1 pseudogene is annotated in these 283 nt (G+C 50.9%); it reads right to left on the bottom strand.

The annotated features are described in order from the left end of the window. A pseudogene (tuf, locus tag ABR397_RS25600) lies at positions 1–283 on the bottom strand (elongation factor Tu); the annotation flags it as partial.

Below are 283 nucleotides of genomic sequence, written 5' to 3'. Positions count from 1 at the left end.
CGCTGTATCTTTGATACCCACGATTTCAACTTCTTCACCCACTTTTACGATACCGCGCTCTACACGACCGGTAACTACAGTACCACGGCCTGAAATAGAGAATACGTCTTCGATTGGCAGCAGGAATGGCTGGTCAATAGCACGCTCTGGTTCTGGGATGTAGCTGTCCAGGGCTTCTGCCAGTTCGATGATTTTTGCTTCCCACTCTGCATCACCTTCCAGTGCTTTCAGAGCAGAACCACGGATTACTGGCGTGTCGTCGCCTGGGAAATCGTACTGAGAC

Source organism: Photorhabdus viridis (assembly GCF_040256935.1).
Classification (GTDB): Bacteria; Pseudomonadota; Gammaproteobacteria; order Enterobacterales; family Enterobacteriaceae; genus Photorhabdus; species Photorhabdus viridis.
Note: the sequence above shows the minus strand (reverse complement) of the source record. Positions and strands in the feature narration are given on the sequence as shown.